At 46.3% G+C, this 20924-nt stretch carries 17 protein-coding genes and 1 pseudogene; 10 read left to right on the forward strand and 8 right to left on the reverse strand.

Going from position 1 to position 20924, the window contains the following annotated elements:
* Positions 1–15: 15 nt before the first annotated feature.
* On the forward strand, positions 16–2172 hold the full coding sequence (gene aas / locus EKN56_RS03785; RefSeq protein WP_130590588.1) for a bifunctional acyl-ACP--phospholipid O-acyltransferase/long-chain-fatty-acid--ACP ligase: 2157 nt from the start codon (positions 16–18) through the stop codon (positions 2170–2172).
* The gene (lplT, locus tag EKN56_RS03790) at positions 2169–3371 is read left to right on the forward strand and encodes a lysophospholipid transporter LplT (protein WP_130590589.1); all 1203 of its coding nucleotides are present in this window, start codon (positions 2169–2171) and stop codon (positions 3369–3371) included. The genes aas and lplT overlap by 4 nt, the downstream gene beginning before the upstream one ends.
* A gap of 89 nt (positions 3372–3460) precedes the next feature.
* On the opposite strand, the gene EKN56_RS03795 is transcribed toward lplT, so the two are convergent.
* The 7 genes and pseudogenes from EKN56_RS03795 to mutH form a co-directional block, all read right to left on the reverse strand.
* Positions 3461–4225: a fimbrial biogenesis chaperone gene (locus EKN56_RS03795; RefSeq protein WP_168189599.1), complete on the reverse strand. Its 765-nt coding sequence runs from the start codon at positions 4223–4225 to the stop codon at positions 3461–3463.
* Positions 4226–4241: 16 nt separating this feature from the next.
* A pseudogene (locus EKN56_RS03800) lies at positions 4242–5536 on the reverse strand (fimbrial protein).
* An 80-nt stretch (positions 5537–5616) separates the two neighbouring features.
* Positions 5617–8214, reverse strand: a complete 2598-nt coding sequence (locus EKN56_RS03805; protein WP_130590591.1) for a fimbria/pilus outer membrane usher protein — start codon at positions 8212–8214, stop codon at positions 5617–5619.
* Between the two features lie 35 nt (positions 8215–8249).
* Complete coding sequence (locus EKN56_RS21105; protein ID WP_246019961.1) at positions 8250–8696, reverse strand: fimbrial biogenesis chaperone; 447 nt, start codon at positions 8694–8696, stop codon at positions 8250–8252.
* Positions 8644–8991 (reverse strand): fimbrial biogenesis chaperone, encoded by a 348-nt coding sequence (locus EKN56_RS21110; protein ID WP_246019963.1) that lies wholly within the window; start codon positions 8989–8991, stop codon positions 8644–8646. Before EKN56_RS21110 ends, EKN56_RS21105 begins: the two co-directional genes overlap by 53 nt.
* Positions 8992–9089: 98 nt before the next feature.
* The gene (locus tag EKN56_RS03815; protein WP_130590592.1) at positions 9090–9623 is read right to left on the reverse strand and encodes a fimbrial protein; all 534 of its coding nucleotides are present in this window, start codon (positions 9621–9623) and stop codon (positions 9090–9092) included.
* 413 nt (positions 9624–10036) lie between these two features.
* Positions 10037–10723 carry a DNA mismatch repair endonuclease MutH gene (gene mutH, locus EKN56_RS03820; protein WP_130590593.1) on the reverse strand — a complete coding sequence of 229 codons (687 nt, stop codon included), beginning with the start codon at positions 10721–10723 and terminating at the stop codon, positions 10037–10039.
* Between the two features lie 709 nt (positions 10724–11432).
* Here mutH and rppH point away from each other — a divergent pair.
* The 7 genes from rppH to EKN56_RS03855 all read left to right on the forward strand — a co-directional run bounded on the left by rppH (position 11433) and on the right by EKN56_RS03855 (position 16002).
* On the forward strand, positions 11433–11960 hold the full coding sequence (gene rppH, locus EKN56_RS03825; RefSeq protein ID WP_130590594.1) for an RNA pyrophosphohydrolase: 528 nt from the start codon (positions 11433–11435) through the stop codon (positions 11958–11960).
* A 234-nt stretch (positions 11961–12194) separates the two neighbouring features.
* Positions 12195–13073 (forward strand): prolipoprotein diacylglyceryl transferase, encoded by an 879-nt coding sequence (gene lgt / locus EKN56_RS03830; RefSeq protein WP_130590595.1) that lies wholly within the window; start codon positions 12195–12197, stop codon positions 13071–13073.
* Positions 13074–13080: 7 nt separating this feature from the next.
* The gene (gene thyA / locus EKN56_RS03835; protein WP_130590596.1) at positions 13081–13875 is read left to right on the forward strand and encodes a thymidylate synthase; all 795 of its coding nucleotides are present in this window, start codon (positions 13081–13083) and stop codon (positions 13873–13875) included.
* A gap of 193 nt (positions 13876–14068) precedes the next feature.
* On the forward strand, positions 14069–14590 hold the full coding sequence (locus EKN56_RS03840) for a prepilin-type N-terminal cleavage/methylation domain-containing protein (RefSeq protein ID WP_130590597.1): 522 nt from the start codon (positions 14069–14071) through the stop codon (positions 14588–14590).
* Positions 14581–15186 (forward strand): prepilin peptidase-dependent protein, encoded by a 606-nt coding sequence (locus EKN56_RS03845; RefSeq protein WP_130590598.1) that lies wholly within the window; start codon positions 14581–14583, stop codon positions 15184–15186. The genes EKN56_RS03840 and EKN56_RS03845 overlap by 10 nt, the downstream gene beginning before the upstream one ends.
* Position 15187: 1 nt before the next feature.
* Complete coding sequence (locus EKN56_RS03850) at positions 15188–15658, forward strand: YgdB family protein (protein ID WP_130590599.1); 471 nt, start codon at positions 15188–15190, stop codon at positions 15656–15658.
* On the forward strand, positions 15646–16002 hold the full coding sequence (locus EKN56_RS03855) for a prepilin-type N-terminal cleavage/methylation domain-containing protein (protein WP_130593592.1): 357 nt from the start codon (positions 15646–15648) through the stop codon (positions 16000–16002). Before EKN56_RS03850 ends, EKN56_RS03855 begins: the two co-directional genes overlap by 13 nt.
* 66 nt (positions 16003–16068) lie before the next feature.
* Here the strand turns inward: EKN56_RS03855 and EKN56_RS03860 are convergent, their stop codons facing one another.
* Complete coding sequence (locus EKN56_RS03860) at positions 16069–17166, reverse strand: NADH:flavin oxidoreductase/NADH oxidase (protein WP_130590600.1); 1098 nt, start codon at positions 17164–17166, stop codon at positions 16069–16071.
* Positions 17167–17511: 345 nt separating this feature from the next.
* On the opposite strand from EKN56_RS03860, the gene recC reads away from it, so the two are divergent.
* A complete protein-coding gene (gene recC, locus EKN56_RS03865) occupies positions 17512–20892 on the forward strand; it encodes an exodeoxyribonuclease V subunit gamma (protein ID WP_130590601.1) in 3381 nt (1126 codons plus the stop codon).
* Positions 20893–20924: the final 32 nt, after the last annotated feature.

The following is a 20924-nucleotide window of genomic DNA, read 5'->3' on the forward strand; positions in this document are numbered from 1 at the left end:
GATAGGGAGATAGTAATGGTTTTACGGATTTTAAGAGCGTTATGTCGCTTATGTTTTCGCGTACGTGTTTATGGCGATACAGATTGCTTTAAACAGGAACGCATACTGATAACCCCAAACCATCTCTCCTTTATTGATGGCATTCTACTGGCGTTATTCTTACCGGTTAAACCGGTTTTTGCTGTGTATAGCCTGTACACCGAGCGCTGGTTTATCCGCATCTTAATGCCTTATGTGGATATTGTTCCCCTCGACCCTTCCAAACCGATGTCAATTAAAACCCTGGTGCGACAAATTGAGCACGGGCGTCCGATCGTTATTTTCCCGGAAGGTCGTATTACGGTTACCGGTTCTTTAATGAAGATTTATGATGGTGCGGCTTTTGTTGCGGCACGTTCTCAGGCGACGGTAATTCCTATTTGGCTGGAAGGTCTTGAGTTTAGCTTTCTGAGCCGCTTAAAAGGCGTATTTAAACTGCGTCTGTTTCCACAGGTTAATATTCACGTTCTGCCCCCAACCCGGGTTCCGATGCCGGATGCGCCGAAGGCGGCTCAGCGTCGTAAATTAGCGGGAGTTTGCCTGCATCAAATTATGATGGATGCCCGTATGGCAACCCGCCAGCGTATGACATTGTATGAAGCACTGCTGGAAGCTCATACACGCTATGGCATCGGTAAGACCTGTATTGCTGATATCTCAATGAAAAATGACTCATATCGTACCCTGCTGAAGAAGTCGCTGGGTTTGAGTCGTATTATCAGCAAACTGAGTGAGCCAGGGGAGCATGTAGGATTACTGCTGCCAAATACCGTGGTGACTGCGGCAACCATTTTTGGTTGTTCGTTGAGCGGTCGGGTTCCGGCAATGCTGAATTATACTGCGGGTGTTAATGGCCTGGAAAGTGCGCTAAAAGCCGCGCAAATAAAGACCATTGTGACCTCTCGTCAGTTTCTTGAAAAAGGAAAGCTAACCTATCTGGCAGAGCAAGTGACCGGCGCTAAGTGGTATTTCCTTGAAGACCTGAAAGATACCGTTACCGGAGAAGATAAATTTTGGGTGCTGAAACACCTGCTATTCCCTCGTATGGCGATGGTGAAACAGAAACCTGACGACGCAGCAATTATTCTGTTTACCTCCGGTTCAGAAGGCAACCCGAAAGGGGTGGTCCATTCCCATGACAGCCTGTTAGCGAACGTTGAACAAATTCGTACTGTGGCTGACTTTACTGCGCAGGATAAGTTTATGTCTGCCTTGCCGCTGTTTCATGCCTTTGGCCTGACGGCAGGGTTATTGACACCATTAATGACCGGTAGTCGAATCTTTCTTTATCCCAGCCCGCTCCATTATCGGGTAGTGCCTGAGTTGGTGTATGACCAAAACTGTAATGTGATGTTTGGTACCCCAACGTTCCTGAATAACTATGCTCGCTTTGCTCATCCTTATGACTTTGCCAGACTGCGCTATGTGGTGGCGGGTGCAGAGAAGCTGTCCACAGCTACGCGTGAGCTGTGGCAGGAGAAATTTGGTATCCGTATTCTGGAAGGTTATGGGGTAACGGAGTGCGCACCCGTAGTGGCAATTAACGTGCCAATGGCGGCTAAATCCCATACTGTCGGTAAGTTACTGCCGGGTATCCATTCGCGGCTGATTACCGTACCGGGTATTGAAGAGGGCGGCCGTTTACAGGTTATGGGCCCCAATATCATGAAGGGCTATCTGCGAGTAGAAAATCCGGGAGTGCTGGAGACACCAACGGCAGAAAACGCTCAGGGCGAAATGGAAGCTGGCTGGTACGACACTGGTGATATCGTCTCATTTGATAATGATGGTTTCTGTACCATTAAAGGTCGGGTGAAGCGCTTTGCTAAAGTGGCCGGTGAGATGGTTTCACTGGAAAGCGTTGAAGCGATTGCCAAGAAAGTGGCGCCGGATGCAGAGCATGCGGCAACGGTGCGTAGCGATGCCTCAAAAGGCGAATCTATCGTTCTGTTTACTACCACTGCGGATTTAGCCCGTGATGCCCTAAACCGTGCGGCTCAGGAACTGGGTTTACCTGCGTTGGCGGTACCGCGCGATATTCGTGTACTTAAATCTCTTCCTCTGCTGGGCAGCGGTAAGCCAGATTTTGTTTCCCTGCGTAAACTGGCTGAAGAGGCCGTGGAGCCATTATGACCACCATTGATGTGACGCCAAAACCATTGCTGAATCGCGCAATGGTGGCGGTCACCAGCGCACAGTTTTTATCCGCTTTCGGCGATAGTGCGCTATTTTTTGCTACTTTGGGCGTTCTGATTCAGAAAGCTTATCCACTCTGGAGTCATTCCACGTTGCAAATGCTGTTTATTGTGGCTTATGTGGTGCTGGCTCCGTTTGTCGGACAGATTGCCGATAGCTTCTCCAAAGGGCGAGTGATGATGGTAGCCAACGGTATCAAGCTGTTGGGCGCGGCCATCATTATTGGCGGTTTGGATCCATTTTTTGGTTATACCCTGGTAGGAATAGGCGCAACGGCCTATTCTCCGGCGAAGTACGGCATTCTTGGCGAAATTACCCATGGCGATCAGTTAGTGAAAGCCAATGGTTTGATTGAGTCTTCAACGCTGGCAGCAATTCTGGTGGGATCTTTAGCCGGAGGCTGGCTGGTGGATATTAGCCCTTATCTGGCTCTGGCGGTGTGTTGCGGAGTTTATGCCGGTGCCGTGGTGGCAAACTGTTTTATTCCTCGTTTGCAGGCTGCTCGTCCGGGGATGCGCTGGAATTTGAAAGAGATGGTCGTTCGTTTTGCCGACTCGGCGAAGATATTGTGGAACGATCAGGGTACCCGTATGTCTCTGGTTGGCACCAGCCTGTTTTGGGGGGCGGGTATTACTCTGCGCTTCCTGCTGATTCTGTGGGTACCTATTGCTTTACATATTGAAGGACTGCTGACGCCAACGCTACTCAATGCCATGGTGGCGGTTGGTATCGTGATTGGCGCTGCTGCTGCCGCAAAATGGATTACGCTGGATACGGTAAATCGCTGTATTCCCGCCGGGGTTCTGCTGGGCGTTGGAGTGGTGGTTTTTGTATTGCAGGGCAGTCTGCCACTCTCTTATGCCATTCTGATGGTGATTGGTATTTTCGGCGGGTTCTTTATTGTACCGCTGAATACGTTGTTGCAGCATCGGGGAAAACAGACGGTTGGTGCAGGTAATGCAGTTGCGGTGCAAAACTTCGGTGAAAACACAGCGATGTTGCTGATGCTGGGGCTCTATACACTGGCGGTTAAAGTGGATATGCCGGTGGTCGCCATTGGTTGTGTGTTTGGTGGACTGATGGTGGTATCTATTGGCGGGTTGTGGTTGGTACAACTGAGACGTCAGAGAGGCTGATTCATCTAAACTTCTGCCGCGTGATTTAAACTCGCGGCAGAAGACTTTCCATTCGATAAACGTCTTTTAATTTCAATATAACAAGCTTGTTAGCGCTCTACGGTATTGACCGTTACTGTCTGACTACCCGCCTGATTAAATCCGTTATCATCAATTAGCTGAAACTGTAAGTTTACCGTGCCGGATACATTGCGCATTGCGGGGTGCTTAAATTCATATTCTGCCCGTTCAAAGGGTGGCGTCATCATATCCAGCTTTTGTTCGCTGGCATATTGCTTGCCCGAGATGTCTAACTTGAGAGAAGCAAAAGAGGCAAAGTAGGGGGTTGGGTTGGTGCAGCGAACAACCAGCATGTCTCCACGACGAAACAGTGAAAATTGCATGTTCTCCGCCCAGTTTTGTGGCTTTTCTTTCAGGCTTTTTGGCCGGTAGAAAATCTTCATCTGAGTATTCATCGTCATTTTCACTTTAGATGAAGGGGATGAACGCTCAGACTTTGTTGGGGGAACCTCATACAGATTGAGCCAGAACACGGACTCACGATCTTTTGGCAGCGGGCGCTGATTATAAATAATGCGCAGTCCCTGCATGGTATTTGGCTGCATGCGAAATACAGCAGGCAAAGCAATATATGGCGCATCGGCTTTTTCCGGGGTTCCATCGATTGCCCCGTTATCAATCCACGTTTGTACCATCACAGGATAGGGATTGGTATTGGCCAGCATCAGGCTTTGTTCTGTGGTACCTTCCTGGTAAATAATGCGCGTTGATGCCGGCATAATCCCTGCGTTAGCCGGTGCCAACCCAGAGATGAACCCCATACAGAGCAGCAGTGTCAGGCCATATCTCTTCATTCTCTTTACCATCATGTTATTGCACTTTAACCAGTACATAGGCGGTGGCGTCTACTTTTCCGGCGGTTGCAGTTTTTCCCGGTAGTTTTTCCAACGTGGCCTGAAGGGTAGTGGTGTAGTTATTGTAACCGCTGTTGCTACTGCCGCTCCCGCTGGCTCCGGCTAATACCGGATACCATCCGGCACTGTCACCGCTTGGGCAGCCGGAAGAGGTACAGGCGCTCCAGCCAAGAAAATTCATTCTGACGCCAGTGCTGGCATTTTGCAGTCGAATTCCCACTCCGGTAGCTATTGAATTATCAGTACCATAACCGCTGGATAGCAAATAGCTGACTCCTCCACTGTTGTTGACCAAACCTAGCTGTTGAGCCGCGTTATAACCTTCCAGAGAGGTTTGTAATCCCATGGCGGTATTGCCCGTGGCGACACCAGAAACCGCAGAGTTACTGCATTCAATGGTAATATTCAGATTGCTTTGTACTGTTTCGCCATTATTGAGCTGTGTCGCAGAGATGGTTGGGAAAACGACTAATGGAGTAACGTTTCGGGCAACGCAGGTTGCGGTATAGCTAATGGTTGATTGCGGTGCGGTTCCCATACCCATAGCATTCCAACGACCAGTACCCCAGGTGCCAAATTCATCTGCGCTGTCTGTTCCGGGGGTTTGTGCCGCAATTCCTGGCCCTGAAAATAGAATATAGCCATTAGGCTGAATGCAGGTATAGGTTGACGGCCCGGTAGTTGATGCCATGCCGGTGAGTGGATTGGAGGCTGAATAACCGCAATAGTTACTTTTTCCTCTTCCCGGCAGTGTACTGATTTTAATTAACTCAGCGCGTACCGGACTGAGGTCTCTTACCCGAATGTTGATTTTGTCACCAACAACCTCGTAGTTGGTTAACGGTGCCGATTGCCAGGTGCGACTGAATACAATGCCCGAGTTTAAGTGTGTCAGCTTAATCGCTACATAGGGAATATAGGTGGCGTAATATCCGGATAGCCATCGTTGATGCCCTGTTCATAATATCCCCCAACCCTATCATCGCCATTGGTGGCAAAAACTTCATAGATATCGTCTTTATCCGTCAGGTCACACTGATAGAGCACTTTATTGGGATCAGGGTATTTGGTTGCTGAGGTGAAATTAACCACTGAGCTACCCAAAGGCGTACCAACGGGTTGCAGATAGTTGTCGGTAATATTCACTTTACCTAAGCCCAGGCCAAGACCACAGCTATCACATCCGGAGTCGATATGGGGGGTGACCCTTCTGCATTGGGCTTCGGACAGATTTGACCAGAATAGAGCCATTAGCGCGACAGCAAAAAGCGGAGGGCTGGCAAATAGAGAGTGATGATTTTTCATAGTGGTTATTACTCTATTCAATTCTGTTATTGGCATTGACCGGTTAATACTATCAGCGGTTTGTCAGTATCTTGTTGTGACAGGTCATAATGTAATTGGCATTGCTGGTTGGGCTGTGTTCCCCAGCGGACGATAAGATACCCATCGGTATTATCTGAACGAAGATAAGCCTGATTGCCCTGACCGACCATACCAATAACCTTATCCTGCTGATCATACACATCGGCTCCCATGGGAATAGGTTCACTTCCTTCAGGCTGCTGTATTGTGATTAACAGAGCATATCCTGATACCGTTTTAAAATTCACTTTTACGGTGGCGCCAGCATAAGGAGCTATGCGTTTCTGTGCATCCTGCAATTCGCTATGGCTGTTCATCCCTTCGGGGTCCAGTGCGATAGTATTGTAGCGATAAGGCGTTAATGCCGGGACTAAAGCATAGCCAAAACTATCAATTTGGGCACCTTGTCCACCCATCACTCTGGCACCCTTAGCACCTTTAGCTTCAACCAGTGCAAAGGTATCTCCAACATAGGGACCAAGGGTAAGACCTCCACTATGTAATGCCATTGCGCCCTGAACAGAACCCGATGCTTGCCAGTAATCACTGGCGGTTGAGGCAGATGCTCCCAGTGTGGCAACAGAACTGCGGGTCTGTAAGCTACCATTCCATACTGTCTGGTGCTGGTGGCTGTCAGTGGAGACATTCACGCCATAGCTAATGTCTCGTTTTTCGCCCATGGTTCCGGATAACGAGGTCTGATAAGCGGTTCCCGAATTACCTGAACGATTCAACGTGCCGGTAAGGATTGGCGCATAAGAGCTTCGTCCCAGCGGGATGGAGATAGAGAATGCGGTGTTAGTTTCCGAGGCGCTATTGTTATCATTTTGGCTGTAGCCCTCGCTGTTAGTGTAGGGGCTATTAAAGTAGCCACCATTATGTGTTCGGGCGACCGACAGATTAAATGAAACACCATTCTGGAACACTTTGGAGTATCCAAGCTGTAATTGCTTATCCCGGGCTTTTCCTCCGCGATAGTTTTGAGTTGAAGCGGAAAGATAGATATTGCCAGCCCAGTCGAGAGACTGATTGATGGAGCCTTCAAGACGAGATTTCTGCATATAGGTCGATGACTGCCAGTCATCTCCCGATTTTTCGGCCTGACGAACGCCCAGTACATCGTTTAATTCACGATAGCCATTGGTGGAGTACTGATATCCACCGATGGAGAGAGTCGTGTTGGTTGGGCTGTAGGTTTTACTGTAGGAAAGATGAAGCATCCAGCCGGATTGGTCATTGCTATTTGGTAGCTGAGCGCGGGAATAGGTGGCATCCAGGCCAAATGCACCTAACTGGCTGGTATAAACGCCACCAAGCATGGTGGCCTGATAGCCATCCGCTAAACGAAATGCGCTGTTGGCGGTGATGGCGTTACTGATACCGCGGCGATAGCTGGCTTCACCAAACAGGTCGCTATCCCCAACGTAACGAGTTTTTCCCACTACCAGAGAGTAGCGTGAAATATTGGGTCGCAGTGATTCGGCTACCGCAGAAAAGGGTACCCGAAATGTACTCACGCTGCCGTCGGCTTCCGTCACGCTAACGTCCAGATCGCCGGCATAGTTGGTGGCGTTTAAATCATTAATCTCAAAAGGGCCCGGGGCTACCGTTGACTGATAGATAATATTCTCACCCTGACGAATAACTACATTAGCATTGGTTTTGGCAATACCATGTACCGACGGAGCATAGCCACGCTGCGATTCCGGCAACATACGGTCGTCAGAAGCCAGTTCAAGCCCACGATAACCTAAACCAGAAAAATAACGCCCGCTGGTAAAACCTTCACCAAGCATCATTTCACTGCCTAAGGGTTCTATCGCACGCTGCACATAACGACGTGTTGTGGTGAAGCGACTTTCCTGACCGGTCTGATTGTTATAAAAAGATTGTTGACGATAGCGCCATAATCCTAAGTTGGCACCGGCATTGATGTTGGCGTAGGTAGAGTCCAGATCGCTGGCGGCACTATTCTTATAGGCGACGTGATACTGATTCAGGCTATAGTTAACAAAACCAATAGTTTCTCCGCTGGAGAGCGATTCCGGGCTGATATAGCCTCGTGGACGATGGTTCATTAACTTTTTCGGAATGCTTAAATTCAGACGTAATTCAGTAAACTGAAAATGACTGCTGGCACCGTCAATTTGTTGCTCGGGAATAACACAGTCATTCTCATTTGTTGCATTCTGAGTATTTTCATCAATGGAAGAATCGCGAACACCGGTTTTGATTAGTAGTTCTCTGGATAAACAGGGCAAAACTTTATTGTTGTCTGTACTGACAAAAGTAACATTATTACTGCCAACAAATACGTTGTTGAGATAAATATCTACCTGATACTGCCCCGGAACAATGCTTTCTACTTTATTGAAACGAGAGATGTCCGGTATTACCAGATTACTGCCTTTAAGCAGGGATTCGTCAAAGCTGTATTCATCATCACTGATATCAAGCTGTGGCGCATTGGCATAGGATACCGGGGTATATGTCAGCCCTGTTATCAATGATAACAACAGACTATGTTGTGTGACCCGGTGAGCGTATTTGGTTAAATAATCCATCGTCTCGTCTCTACACTTCCTGTGTAGTTGGGCAATCAGAATTGATACTTGCCTTTGATTTCAACACCGTAATCATTTACCAATTTATACTGGAGAACGGATGAGTTATTCACGTTAATAGACGATTTTATCGGCCAGGATATCTCTGATTTAGGCGCAACCATGGTGACATCCGGGACATTGACGGATTTACCGGCCGTAGTGATAGTGGCCTGAGTAAAATTAGCGTGATAGGCGGTTGGATTATTCACCACCAGATGCATTTTCCCCTGAATTTTTTTCACTGAAAAAATCAGTTCATCACTAATTTTGTCTGACGATCCGGGTAATGAGTCGGGGCGATAAAAAACCTTGAGTCGATTAGAGACTAAAAGGAGTAATTTATTTTTATCTTTATCCGCTGACTTAACTGACGGAATTTGCTGAAAGTTAAAATAGAATACCGATTCGCGATCCAGCGGCAATCCTGCACCCGTAAACATTAATCGGACAGCCTGACCTGAAGTTGGGTTCCATACGAAACACTTGTGGTGTAGCGACAAAAGGCGCATCGGCTGTTGTTGGGGTTGAACGCGGGTTATTAATATCCAGCCAAATTTGTACCAGATTAGGATGAGGGTCCTGATTGGTAAACTGCAACGTCTTTTCTTTAGCAGAAGCGGGATAGATGATGCGGTTACCATTCATGATAACGCTTGCATGACTATATTGGCTGATGACCAAGGCGCACAGTAATAATGCTCTGCTGCGCTTTAATAATCGGTAGAGTAACGACATTGCTTTGCTTCCTGTAAAGAAATATCACGTGATTAATTCCGGGGAATCCTGCGAAAGTTATTCTCGCTCTTACCCCGGAACAAATATTTGACGGTTATTTATGGATAAGTAATCGCGTATTGCGCACTGGTAATCACGGAACCGGCAGAGACCGAAGTGCTCTCAGCATAGTATTGTGCGGTCAGCTCTTGAGATGTAGAGGTTGCACCACTGGCCAATGTCATTGCTGTAGTTGTGGCAAATCCGGAAGTGAAGTCCAGAGGGGTGGAACCATTGGAATCGAGCAAATTAATGGAAACATCGGTAGCGCTACCGGTATTACCTAAGTTACCGTTAGCGGTCACATTGTTAGCCAGGAAAACGGTTTTAATTGTTGTTGCTGTGCCTTCAGATGTACAACCTGTCAGATTTACCGTGAATTTAGTCGCGCCAGCAGTGCCGCCCTGAACAGCTAATGCGCTGGCTGGAACCGTTGGCAGTAAGATCATAGGGTTACTTGAAATACCATTGATATCAACGGTACAGGTTTGAGTACTGACTTCACCCAAAAATTTAACCGTATTATTGGCACTGACTGATGCTGCATAGGTGAGTGAAAGAGTCGTTAAAGCGATAAGCGTTGCTTTTTTCATATTTTAAGTCCCTTTAATTAGGTAGCTAATAGTTTGTTGATTAAATATGAGATAGCTTTATTTTTAATAAATTATAAATAAAGCTAATCTGTTTTTGAAAAAAAATTCATCCCTTTAGCTGAGCAGGGTATTAATCGCACAGTATATTTCAATAAACTATTGAGTTATTGGTGTATATGATGGTTTCATGAGAAATAATACACTATGGATATGGTGCTTTCTATATATTATTTAATCATTTAAAGCGTTGCTATTGTATATTATTGTTTTTTATGTGATTAAATTTAGTTTTGATATGGTAAAAATTTGGTAATTACCAGAAAGTGTTATTTTTTAAGTGTGGCTTTGTCTTATATCGATAAGGTTTTTTTATTTTAAATGATAATTAATCTTAGTTTTATATAAGTTGTTGCTTATATTTTAAAGTGTTTTGATAATAGTGTTGCGGTGAATTCTTTTTTCAAATAAAACCCACGAGGCAGAGTGGTAATGGGTTGCCCAAATTCACCAATGGCTTCTGTTAAGGCCCGGCTATTGGCAGCTTTAGGGCGTATTTGTAATATTTCTCCATGGCGAGCGGTTATTGATTCCACTTTGCCTAACACAATTAAGTCCATTAGCTCTTCCCAATCGCGTCTTAGCTGTTGCTCTTCATGGATATCCGGACTCCATAATAAAGCGGTTCCTACACGGCGCTGAGCTAAGGGCTTATTCCGTTCTCCCTCTACTGGTACCCACAGCACCCTACGCAGTTTTTTACGCAGATAGCTATTCTCCCAGGTAATACCGATATTACCGATAAGAGGCGCTACACAAACAAAGGTTGTTTCCAGCGGTTTGCCTTGGGCATTAACAGGAATAGTTTTTAATTCCACTCCCAGATGTGGGAAGTCTTGTTCTGCTTTGCTACCAGCGCAGGCACCAAGATAGTGTTCCAGCAGCATCCCAACCCAGCCTTTGTCCCGTTTCAGATTTTCCGGAATAGGTAATCCAGCGGCCTCTGCCAGTTCTTTCATGGTATAACCCGCCAGTGCGAGAGCACGCTGGTATAGCTGCTGTTCGCTATCAGGAGTGTTAGGTGGCAGTAGATTGTTGTACATCAAAGGCCCATTTCTGTTTATTCAATTTTCTGTTCAATAATCAAACAATAATTTTCAGCAGATTTATCAGTCGTCAAATATCTGAGGATAACTATTATAATGACATGATTTATAAAATTATTTTTATTTTTTACTGACTAAGTTTATCTATCATATCGGAATTTATATGCGATAAGCCACCGACAGTGAACAGGATCTTACACTATGTTATCCACAGCTTCCTTGGATAACTATAAAAATGCTCATTGTGGATACGGTTTTTTACCTTGACGAAAGGTTTTTTTTACGCATAAGCCGGGATATCGTTCAAGTTTTTATCAGGTGCTGTGGATAAAAACGGCGGAGGACATTTTTTGTGCATGAATAAATTAGCGGATAGTATAACGGTGAGTAAAGGGATTTATCTTGCTGTGTAAAACTCAATATTTTATTGAAATATAATAACATTAATGAATTTTAATTACTGTTGAAATAATGAGTTTAAGAAAGTTCTACCCACATTGTTATCTGGTTCTTCACATAGATATCCACAGTAAAAGTGAATAACCTGACGACTGGCAACACATTCCTGTTCATAACTTTGCGTATCGTGTCAAGTTATTCTCAGGTTGATTATCACACCTCAGACATAAAGCAGAGGTTTACCGCTTGTGCGTAGTATGAAACAATCAGACCATCTTTAAGATTTATGCTTATTTGAGGTAGTCCAGTGATCGATGATGATGGCTACCGCCCGAATGTTGGTATCGTAATTTGTAATAAACAAGGACAAGTTTTGTGGGCCAGACGTTTTGGTCAACATTCCTGGCAGTTTCCACAAGGGGGAATAAACCCCGGAGAAACGCCAGAACAGGCAATGTACCGAGAGCTTTTCGAGGAAGTTGGACTGAGTCGAAAAGATGTGCGGATCCTGAGTTATACACGAAACTGGTTACGATATAAGTTACCTAAACGTTTGGTGCGTTGGGATACCAAGCCCGTTTGTATTGGTCAGAAGCAAAAATGGTTTTTGTTACAGCTGTTAAGCAGTGAAGCAGATATCAATATGCAACGCAGTGGCACACCAGAGTTTGATGGCTGGCGCTGGGTTAGCTACTGGTATCCGGTTCGTCAGGTAGTCTCTTTTAAACGCGATGTTTACCGTCGGGTGATGAAAGAGTTCTCACCGGTCGTGATGTTATTGCAGGAAGCAAAACCTCAGCGAACACATCCTCCCCATCGCCGTAAAAAGGGATGAGGGCAGGTGAATAAATTCGTTAGCCTCACAATCTCGTGGGGCTAATTTATTTTAGCCTGATGGGATAAGCGTTTGTCAGTTGATATGTTGAAAAGTAAATGAATGTGAATAACTTGCCTGTTCTGATGAATGTTTTCCCGGCTATGGTATGATAGCCAGATTCGGACTTATATTAAGTCGAACAGTGTCAACTAAACCCCAATCCAATATTGAACTCGTACTAAATGGTGAGTGATGAACTCTAATTTCTTGGAATTTCCTAAATTTGACCCGGTCATTTTTTCTTTAGAACCAACATTACCCCTCTCTTTGCGCTGGTACGGCATGATGTATCTGATAGGGTTTGTTTTTGCCCTATGGCTGGCGAATCGCCGGGCTAAGCAGCCGGGCAGTGGCTGGACTAAAGATGAAGTTGAAACCATGCTGTATACCGGTTTCCTGGGTGTCTTCGTTGGTGGTCGATTAGGATACGTTCTGTTTTATGACTTCCCCAGCTTTTTAGCCAATCCACTGTATCTGTTTAAGGTATGGGAAGGCGGAATGTCATTCCACGGTGGTTTACTGGGCGTGATTGCAGTGATGTTCTGGTTTGCTCACCGAACCAAACGCACTTTCTTTCAGGTTTCCGATTTTATCGCTCCGTTGATTCCGTTTGGTTTAGGCGTTGGGCGTTTAGGCAACTTTATTAATGGTGAGTTGTGGGGACGAGTAACCGATTTCTCCTGGGCTATGCGCTTCCCTACTTCCAGAGCTGCGGATCAACTGTTTGCTGCTCAGAACCCTCAGTGGCTACCCTTTATGCAAGATGGGATGTTGCCACGCCACATGTCTCAACTGTACGAGATGTGCCTGGAAGGTATCGTTCTGTTTGTGATTCTGAACCTGTTTATTCAGAAAAAACGCCCAATCGGTAGTGTGTCAGGTCTGTTCCTGATTGGTTATGGTTCATTCCGTTTCATTATTGAATTCTTCCGCCAGCCGGATGCTCAACTGGGGTTGTTTAGTAACTTCTTCAGTATGGGGCAATTACTCTCTTTACCAATGATCATTATCGGTATTTTGATGATGGTTTGGGCGTACCGCCGTCCGCAGACTTCGAAACAACAAGCATAGGATAACCATGAAACAGTATCTGGAATTAATGCAAAAAGTCCTGAATGAGGGCACAAATAAATCTGACCGCACCGGTACCGGTACGCTGTCGATCTTTGGTCATCAGATGCGTTTCAATTTGCAGGATGGTTTTCCGCTGGTGACCACCAAGCGTTGCCATATTCGCTCTATTATTCATGAATTGTTATGGTTCCTGAAAGGTGAAACTAACGTTGCTTATCTGCATGAAAATAATGTCTCTATTTGGGATGAATGGGCAGATGATAACGGGGATTTAGGGCCAGTTTATGGTAAGCAATGGCGCGCCTGGGGTGCGGCAGATGGTCGTCAGATTGACCAAATCACTAAAGTGGTTGAACAGCTGAAACAAGATCCGGACTCGCGCCGCATTATTGTTTCTGCCTGGAACGTTGGTGAGTTAGATCAAATGGCACTGGCTCCTTGCCATGCCTTCTTCCAGTTTTATGTGGCGGATGGCAAGTTATCCTGTCAGCTTTACCAGCGTTCTTGTGACGTATTCCTGGGTTTACCATTTAATATCGCCAGCTATGCATTACTGGTTCATATGATGGCGCAGCAGTGCGATCTGGAAGTGGGGGACTTCGTCTGGACCGGTGGGGATACCCATCTGTATATGAACCATATGGAACAAACTCATTTGCAGCTTAGTCGTGAGCCGCGAGCGTTGCCTAAACTGGTGATTAAACGCAAACCAGCCTCTATTTTTGATTATCAGTTTGATGATTTTGAGATTGAAGGTTATGACCCGCATCCGGGAATTAAGGCGCCGGTGGCGATTTAAGTAATAAATTAGTTCATCAATAATCTATCCCCGATATGGCAAGCCCTGTCGGGGATTTTTTTATCCAATTTATTGCGATATGGCTCGAAAGTTTATTTAACCATCATGTTGTTGCATTGATATATCTGGCGATGTCTCCCATCTTTTTTTCCTCCTTCTGTTGCCTTGTTTAAAACCGTTTTACCGTTGCGTTATGAAACGATATTTACCTGATGGACAACAAGGTATGACGCTAATTGAAATCCTACTGGTTATCGCCATTACGGCTATTCTCTCCGCGACGGGAATTTCCAGTTGGCAAAACTATCGACAGCGGGCGGTATTAGAGCAGAGCAGCGCGCGACTTCTGGCTTTTCTGACCAGAGCCCAGGCGGCGGCTAACTGGCGTAATCAGACTTATTTATTACAGGTAGGTAAGCAGGGAGCCAGAGGCTGTGTGGCTGCCAGTCAAACAAAGCGCAATGGTGAATGTGATACTGACAGTGGGCTACGTTTTGTTTTGCCAGAGCCGTCTCTTAATTTAGAGGTCAGCCATTCTGATATTGGTTTTGGATTTTATGGTATACGGAATACCGCAGGTACCGGGCATATTGTGGTATCTAATCAGGCAGGAAGAGTGAAAGTCATTCTGTCGGCTAAAGGACGATTACGTCGCTGTAGCGAAAGTATCAATGGTCAACAGCCCTATCTGCCAGGGCTCTCCCCATGCCAGTAGCAAAATCACAGACTGGTTTTTCATTAGCAGAGATGCTGATAGCCATGCTGATTGGTAGCATGATGATAGTGAGCGTTGCTGCCATGTATCCGGCATTACAGCGGCAGAGTTTGACGCTGTATCGCTTGTACCGTCTGGAACAATCTATGGAACAGGTGCTCATCACTATAGCAAAGGACCTACGTCGGGCAGGATTTCTGTTTAAAGGCGGAAAAGAGCGGGTGTCTGAAGCGGTTTCTATCAGCCAGCATTCACTGTCGGCTGTGGGCAGTTGCATTATCATCCGTTATGACCTTAACCATAATGGCGTCATCGACCCCATTGACTCTACAACGGCGGAACATTTTGCCTACCGTTGGTTGAACAACAGTATTGAACAACATCGTAGCGCTAAAGAGTGCCATGGTAATGGGTGGGAGAAGTTATTGGATCCCGCTGAAATAGTTATTACTCACTTTTCTGTTCAGCCCGGAGACAGAGCGCTGAAGGGGGCAGGGAAAAGCGCAGCCTATTATTTGATAACGCTGGAGGGACACTGGAAACGTTGGCCATCGGTGAAACGACGTTTAACGCTAAGAGTGAGAGGGATGCGCTGAAATGCTGAAAAGTCGAACTTGCTTAATAAGTAATCAGCAAGGGTATAGCACTATTGTTATGGTCATGTTGTTGATGCTGTTTGGTACTTTAATGCTTAAAGGACAGAGCGAACAGTTGCTGGTTCAGGTGAAGATTTATGCGGATGAACGGCGTTATTTTCGTGCATATCATCAGGCTCTCTCATCGCTTTCCTGGGCGTTATCCCAACGTTGGGCGGGGGTAAGCAGTGAGTGGCAATGCCGCAAGGTCGAAAACTATCAACTCTCATCCTGTATTCGTCAGCTTAATGAGACTGACATTCTGGTTCGGGGAGAGGGAAATATGGGGAATAACCAGCCTCCATTGCTACTGTTTCAGTTGGCGGGTAAGTTTGACACGCAAGCTTCTCCTGAGGGGATAAGACTACAGCCATTTGCTGATGGGAGAATAGATTTCTGTCCACTTAAGGTAGCAGCAGAATGCTCTCCTTAAATAGATCCCGGCAGGGAGGATTTAGCCTGTTGGAAGTCCTTATCTCAATGTTGCTGTTTTCCATTACCATTATGGGTTTGTTGCGTTATCAGCAAGTGTTATTGGCACAATTTAATCTCTATAGCGATAGCCAATATGCATGGCGATTGGCAGCTCAGGCATTAGATCTCTACCCTGAAACCATAGAACAGGAACCAAGGCTTAAATCAGGACAATGGCATCTGAATATTCAAACGACCTCTATGGGCAACGGCTGTATGAAAATTATGGCGCAGGTGATTATAGTGGGAAAGTCGGAGGTTGAACTGGAGAAGTGGCAATGTGATGAGCAGGTTAATCAATAGTCAGTCATTTTACTAACCGCTTTCACCAGCAGGTGAACTTGAGCGATGAAAGCGGCTAAGGACGTATTAATCTTCAGTAAACAGTCCCTTAACTCGATGGGGCTGCGAACGCCAATACTGCTTTGGTACACTAACTTGCGCGCCAAGTGCCGCTGCGGCATGCCATGGCCAATGAGGGTTATATAAGATACCTCTGGCCAGTGCGACCATATCTGCTTCACCTGTGGCAATAATGGCTTCTGCCTGTTCTGGTTCCGTAATCAGACCTACGGCGATGGTTGGCATGCCTACTTCTGCCTTAATTTTACGGGCAAAGGGAACCTGATAGTTAGGGCTGAGAGGAATGTGCTGCTGAGCTGACAGGCCACCGCTGGATACATGAATATAGTCGCAGCCCAGTTCTTTCAGTTTATGGCAAAGGGTTAATGACTGCTGTAGATCCCAACCATTTTCCACCCAGTCGCTGGCAGAAATTCGCACACCTACGGCTTTATTCTCCGGCAATACCTTACGAATCGCGGAAAAAACTTCCAGCGTCAGGCGCATACGATTTTCCAGCGATCCGCCGTATTCATCTTCCCGATGGTTTGAAATTGGCGATAAGAACTCATGCAGCAGATAGCCGTGGGCAGCATGGATTTCGATGACGTCAAATCCCAGTTTATCGGCCCGTTTAGCCGAGTGGGCAAATGAAGCAATGATGGAAGCAATGCGTTCCTGAGTCAGCGCTTTTGGTTGAGCAGAATGTTTATCAAATGGAATAGCGGAAGGGGCGACAGGCTGCCAGCCACCATTTTCTGGTGTTACTGCCGGGCCCGGTTGCCAGGGAACTGGCATCGATGCTTTTCGACCAGCATGGGCCAACTGGATACCTAACGGCATAGCGGAATATTTCTTCACGGCTTGTACAGTGGTAGCTAAAGCCTGTTCCGTTTCATCGTTCCATAATCCAAGGTCCCCGGGAGAAATACGACCTTCCGGCTCAACCGCAGTGGCTTCAACAATCAATAATCCCGAGCCGGAAAAGGCTAACTGACCAAGATGAATGGTATGCCATTCTGTTGCTTTACCATCCACGGCGGAATACTGGCACATTGGCGCAATAACAATACGGTTGGGTAATACAACGGGCCCCAGTTTTATTGGGGTAAATAATTGACTCATGTCTGACACCTCCGGATATGTGAAGTAAGCTACGCGACAGAATTATTTTTCGATAAAGCTCGAAATTTGTTAAATATCAACGTGCAGTCAATATTCGTTGATAGCATGATTAGTAAATACGTTAACTAATATAGCAGCCTCAATCAGATGAAGAACAATGGTTCGTGCTATGGTTGATAATATTGGTAACAACACGTGGATTAACAGGATAAATAGAGAGTTATCCATTGCTTGCTTTACACCATCAGCAAGAAGATTGAAAATTGTACCCAGCAAATGGTCATATCAATGACATTAACCCGATTTTTTAGTTAAAACGGGACGTTTACAACTTCAGGAGCCCGGATGTTTACGGTTTACCACTCAAACCAGCTTGACCTGTTAAAAACGCTGACCACCGCGTTGATTGCCGGTAAACCGTTACCCAATCCCTTTGAGCGAGAGATTATTCTGGTTCAGAGCCACGGTATGGCGCAGTGGTTGCAAATAGAGTTGGCAACTGAGTTAGGTATTGCGGCGAATATTGAATTCCCATTACCGGCATCGTTTATCTGGCAGATGTTTCAACAGGTTTTGCCCGGCATACCGAAAGAGAGCGCATTCAGTAAAGATGCCATGACATGGAAGCTGATGTGGCTGCTGCCTTCAATGTTGCAACAATCCGAATTTGCCGCGCTATCACGCTACTTAAGCGATGATGACGATCTGCGTAAATGCCACCAGTTAGCCGGGCGTATTGCAGATCTGTTTGACCAGTATTTAGTCTATCGACCTGAATGGTTGCGTAGCTGGGAGCAACAAGAGCTGGTTGAGGGCTTGAATGAAGCTCAAATCTGGCAGGCACCTCTCTGGCGAGCCTTGACCGAGTATACCCATGCTTTACAGCAACCGGGTTGGCATCGGGCAAATCTGTATCAACGTTTTATTGATACGCTTAATCATCCCGATTTTTCACCGGATAAGCTTCCTTCCCGAGTATTTATATGCGGAATATCTGCGCTTCCGCCGGTGTATTTACAGGCTTTGCAGGCGCTGGGTCAGCATATTGATATTCACCTGATGTTTACCAACCCTTGCCGCTACTACTGGGGAGACATTCAGGATTATGCTTTTCTGGCTAAGTTGCAGGCTCGCAAACGAAATAAGATAAATGATCAGCAGAATATTGCGTTATTTCGCCACCCTGAGCAGGCTGACTTGCTGTTTGATGAGCAGGGTAATCAACAGTTGAGTAATCCTCTGCTGGCCAGTTGGGGAAAACTTGGGCGTGATAACCTCTATCTGCTGGCTCAATTGGATAAAATGCAGGAAGTTGATGCTTTTGTTGATATTGAACAAGAGCGGCTGTTACACCGTATTCAGTGGGATATTCTTCAGTTAGACGATCGGGCGCTGGTGATTAACAATCCGAACTCTCCGTTGAATAGTCAGGATAAACAGTTGCTCGATCCTAACGATCGTTCGATCGGTGTTCACGTTTGTCATAGTGCTCAACGGGAAGTTGAAGTGTTGTACGATCAATTGTTGGCCATGCTGGATGATGACCCAACCCTGACGCTGCGGGACATCATTGTGATGGTGGCGGATATCGACAACTACACGCCATATGTTGAGGCGGTTTTTGGCAATGCTCCACCAGAGCGTTATTTGCCTTATGCGATTTCTGACCGCAGTGCCAGTCAGGCGCATCCGGTACTGAGTGCATTTTTAATGCTGTTGGACTTACCTGAAAGCCGTTTTAGTGCAGAGGATATTCTGACGCTGCTGGAAGTGCCTGCCTTAGCCGAGCGCTTTCAGATTGATGAAGATGGGCTGCGTGTATTAAGGCAATGGGTTGAAGAGGCTGGTATTCGCTGGGGACTGGATGATGACATGGTCAGCGATTTTGACTTGCCGCCTACGGGGCAACATACCTGGCGCTTTGGTTTGACCCGTATGTTATTAGGCTATGCGATGGATAGCCAAAGTGGCGACTATCAGGGCATTTTGCCTTACGATGAGTCCAGCGGTCTTATTGCCGTTTTAGCGGGGCAACTGGCTGAGTTTTTGATGCAACTATCCATATGGCGCAAACGCCTGATGGCGTCTCACACGCTGGCGGAATGGCTGCCTTATTGCCATGAGCTGACAGAAGCATTTTTTATTACCGATGTAGAAACTGAACCCGTATTGGCTCTGATTGAACAACAGTGGCAAAAACAAATTGGTTTTGGTCTGGAGGCTAATTATAGCCAGGAAATTCCACTCACCGTTTTAAAAGATGATTTGGCTTCCCGGTTGGATAATGAACGTATCAGCCAGCGTTTTTTAGCCGGCCCGATAAACTTCTGTACTCTGATGCCTATGCGCTCCATTCCTTTTAAGGTGGTATGCCTGCTGGGGATGAATGATGGTGTTTATCCACGCACATTACCTCCACTGGGTTTTGACCTGATGGCTGAACAGCCGCGTAAAGGGGACCGCAGCCGACGTGATGATGACCGCTACCTGTTCCTTGAAGCTTTATTGTCAGCCCAGCAAAAACTGTATATCAGCTACATTGGTCAATCTATTCAGGATAACAGCCCTCGTTATCCTTCCGTTCTGGTAACTGAATTACTGGAGTACATTGCTCAAAGCCATGTACTGGCAGCAGATATCGCCAGCGATCTGGAGAAAAGCGCGCAAGCAGTCTATCAACATTTGTTATGTCATCATGCCCGGGTTCCGTTTAGTGAGCAGAATTTTATCGAGGGTAGCGAACAGCAAAGCTACGCCAGTGAATGGCTACCTGCCGCAGAACGGCGAGGAGTGGCTCATGGTGAATTTGGACAACCGCTGGATGAGATCGCGCTTGAACAGATTGAGCTGGATGGACTGCGTCGTTTTTACCGTAATCCGGTACGGGCGTTCTTTCAGCAACGGTTAAATGTGAACTTTACGTTTGATGAGCCAGAGCTTCCGGACGAAGAGCCATTTTTAGTAGAAAATTTGCAGCGCTATCAGCTTAATACCTTATTGCTTAACTGCCTGATTGAAGAAAAAGATCCTGAACAGCTTTTTGCTCGCTTTCGTGCTGCCGGAACGTTGCCGTTTGGCGCTTTCGGTGAGTTATTCTGGCAGGGGCAGATGCAGGATATGACTGAACTGGCTGATCGGGTTAAACAGCAAAAATTACCTTTTGATAATATTGAGTTTGAAAAGCGGATCGATGGTATTACGGTTAGCGGCTGGCTAAATCAGGTACAGCAAGATGGTCTGTTACGCTGGCGACCAGCAAAATTGACGGTGGCTGATGGGATATCCCTTTGGCTGGAACATCTGATCTATTGTATCAGCGGTGGTCAGGGTGAAAGCCGAATGTATGGTCGGGATGGAACCGAGTGGCGTTTTGCTTCATTTAGTGAGAAAGAGGCAGAAAAGCATCTCTCTGAGTGGCTGAAAGGGTATCAACAGGGGATGAAATCACCGTTGTTATTGTTGCCGAAGAGTGCATGGGCCTGGCTGGAAAGTTGCTATGATGTATCTGCCGGTCAAATTTGTTGGGATGAGGCAGCGCAGCAAAAAGCCAGGCAGAAGCTGATTCAGGCGTGGCAAGGTGGCCCGCAGGTCAGCGGCGAAGGAGAAGACCCTTACCTGATGAGATTGTTTAGAATATTGGACGACAAACATTATCAACAGATTATTAGCGACAGTCAGCCCTATTTACTAACGTTAATGCGTTATCGATTAGAAAAATCTGACTAAAAAAGTGAACCCTCAGCGACCGGACTGTCCAA

Origin of the sequence: Limnobaculum zhutongyuii, assembly GCF_004295645.1 — a bacterium.
Classification (GTDB): domain Bacteria; phylum Pseudomonadota; class Gammaproteobacteria; order Enterobacterales; family Enterobacteriaceae; genus Limnobaculum; species Limnobaculum zhutongyuii.